The organism is Paracoccus sp. UBA5162 (assembly GCF_002413585.1).
Classification (GTDB): Bacteria; Pseudomonadota; Alphaproteobacteria; order Rhodobacterales; family Rhodobacteraceae; genus Paracoccus.
Genome location: NZ_DHXG01000031.1, coordinates 39,822 through 42,033 on the forward strand (window position 1 = coordinate 39,822; position 2,212 = coordinate 42,033).

General features: G+C 66.7%; 3 protein-coding genes. All 3 read left to right on the forward strand.

Features of this window, described 5'->3' with window-relative positions; all coding sequences use genetic code 11:
• The coding region (locus B4A72_RS04135) for a Fur family transcriptional regulator (protein ID WP_292978131.1) at positions 1-424 on the forward strand (424 nt) is incomplete at its 5' end.
• On the forward strand, positions 421-1,191 hold the full coding sequence (locus B4A72_RS04140) for a metal ABC transporter ATP-binding protein (protein ID WP_292978132.1): 771 nt from the start codon (positions 421-423) through the stop codon (positions 1,189-1,191). The genes B4A72_RS04135 and B4A72_RS04140, both read left to right, overlap by 4 nt.
• The gene (locus B4A72_RS04145) at positions 1,184-1,966 is read left to right on the forward strand and encodes a metal ABC transporter permease (protein ID WP_292954783.1); all 783 of its coding nucleotides are present in this window, start codon (positions 1,184-1,186) and stop codon (positions 1,964-1,966) included. The genes B4A72_RS04140 and B4A72_RS04145 overlap by 8 nt, the downstream gene beginning before the upstream one ends.
• Positions 1,967-2,212: the final 246 nt, after the last annotated feature.

The following is a 2,212-nucleotide window of genomic DNA, read 5'->3' on the forward strand; positions in this document are numbered from 1 at the left end:
GGCCGAGGCGCGTGTCGCCGCCGGGGGCGGGCGGCTGACTCCGGTCCGGCGGCGCACGCTGGAGATCCTGCTGGAATCGCACCGCGCGATGGGCGCCTATGACATCTTGCAGCGGCTGGCCGGTGCCGGGTTCGGGCACCAGCCGCCCGTGGCCTATCGCGCGCTGGAATTCCTGGTCCGGCACGGCCTGGCCCACCGCCTGCAACGGCTGAACGCCTTCGCGGCTTGCCTGCATCCCGGTCATGATCATCCTGCTGCCTTTTTCATCTGCCGCCAATGCGACAGGCTGGCCGAGTTTCCGGCCACGCAGGTCCGCGATGCCCTGGCCGATCTGGCCGGCAAGACCGGCTTTGCCATCGAGCGCGCGACGATCGAGGCCGTGGGACTTTGCCCGGCCTGCGCAACCGACAGGATCGCCCTATGAGCGCGTTGATCGAGGCGCGCGACCTGACCATCTGGCGCCCCGGCACGAAAGAGCCGGTCCTGTCGCATGTCGATTTCCGCATCGATCCGGGCGAGGTCGTGACGGTGGTCGGGCCGAACGGATCGGGCAAATCGACGCTGGTGCGGGCATTGCTGGGGCATATGCCACTGGCGGGTGGGCAGGTGGTTCGGCAGGCCGGATTGCGGATCGGCTATGTCCCGCAGCGGGTGCAGCTCGACACCGCGATGCCGATGAATGTCCGTCGCTTCCTGTCGCTGCCCCGGCGTATCGATGCGGCCGCTGCCTCGGCCATCCTGGCGCGGACCGGGGTCGAGGGGCTGGAGCGCCGCCCGCTGAGCCAGCTTTCGGGCGGGCAATTCCAGCGTGTCCTGCTGGCCCGCGCGCTGCTGCACGATCCGCATCTGCTGGTTCTCGACGAGCCAACGCAGGGGCTGGACCAGCCTGGCCTTGTGGCCTTCTACAAGCTGATCGACGAGGTGCGGCGTCAGACCGGCGCGGCGGTGCTGCTGGTCAGTCATGATCTTCTGGTCGTGATGCGGTCGTCGGACCGGGTCATTTGCCTGAACGGCCATGTCTGCTGCGAGGGCTCGCCCCGGCAGGTCAGCAGCGCGCCGGAATATCGCGCCCTGTTCGGGGGCGGCGCGGAAGGCATGCTGGCGCTGTATCGCCATGATCACGATCACGACCATGATCATGCCGTGGATCAGGCGCATCACCACCCGCGCGGCGCCAGCCCGGATGCTTGACGATTTCTTCATCCGCGGGCTGCTGGCCGGATTGGGGCTGGCGGTTGTGGCCGGGCCTCTGGGCAGTTTCGTGGTCTGGCGCCGAATGGCCTATTTCGGAGACGCCACGGCCCATGCGGCCATCCTGGGCGTGGCAATCAGCCTGGCCTTCGGTGTCTCGATCTATCTGGGCACGCTGGCGACGGCGATGGCGATGGCCGTGACGGTTTCGGCGCTGGTGAGCCGGGGACAGGCGATGGACACGATGCTGGGCGTGCTGGCCCATTCGGCGCTGGCGGTCGGGCTGGTCGGCGTCAGTTTCGTGCCATCTGCACGGACCGACCTGACCAGTTTCCTGTTTGGCGATATCCTGACGGTGGGCCGCCCTGATCTGGCGCTGATCTGGGGCGGCGCGGCGCTGGTTCTGGCGTTGCTGGTCTGGCGGTGGCAGCGACTGGTGACGGCGACGCTGAACGAGGAACTGGCAATGGCCGCGGGAATCGATCCGCGAATCGAACGGCTTGTGCTGTCCATCAGCCTGGCGGTGGTGGTCGCGCTGTCGATTCGCGTGGTCGGATCGCTGCTGATTTCAGCCATGTTGATCGTGCCGGCGGCGGCGGCGCGCGGATTGTCGCGCACGCCCGAGGCAATGGCTGCGGCGGCCGCCCTGATCGCGGCCGGCGCGGTTGCGGCGGGGCTGTGGTTCTCTTTGCGGCTGGATACGCCGGCGGGTCCGTCGATCGTCGTTGCGGCGGCGACATTTTTCGTTTTGTCGCAGGTATTTCGTCGTGGCTAGTGCAGCTTTGCAACACTTGCGGCGAGGCGGGGCAGGGGCAGGAACCGATCGCGGCGGCGCGGTGTTGGCGATTATGCAACAGTAGAGACAACCCCTCGGAGATTTTGAATTGATGCTGCTTTTCAAGAGTTCTGGATTGTGTAACTGTCGCATCGATGTTGCCGGAGACGGCAGCCTTCAAACGAAACGGAGCATGATCATGACCAAATTCGCTACTTTCGCTGCCGCCCTCGGCCTGACCGCTTC

Bases quoted from the DNA above. Each gene is read 5' to 3' on its own strand.
- B4A72_RS04140 (WP_292978132.1), top strand. From the start codon at position 421: ATGAGCGCGTTGATCGAGGCGCGCGACCTGACCATCTGGCGCCCCGGC.
- B4A72_RS04145 (WP_292954783.1), top strand. From the start codon at position 1,184: ATGCTTGACGATTTCTTCATCCGCGGGCTGCTGGCCGGATTGGGGCTG.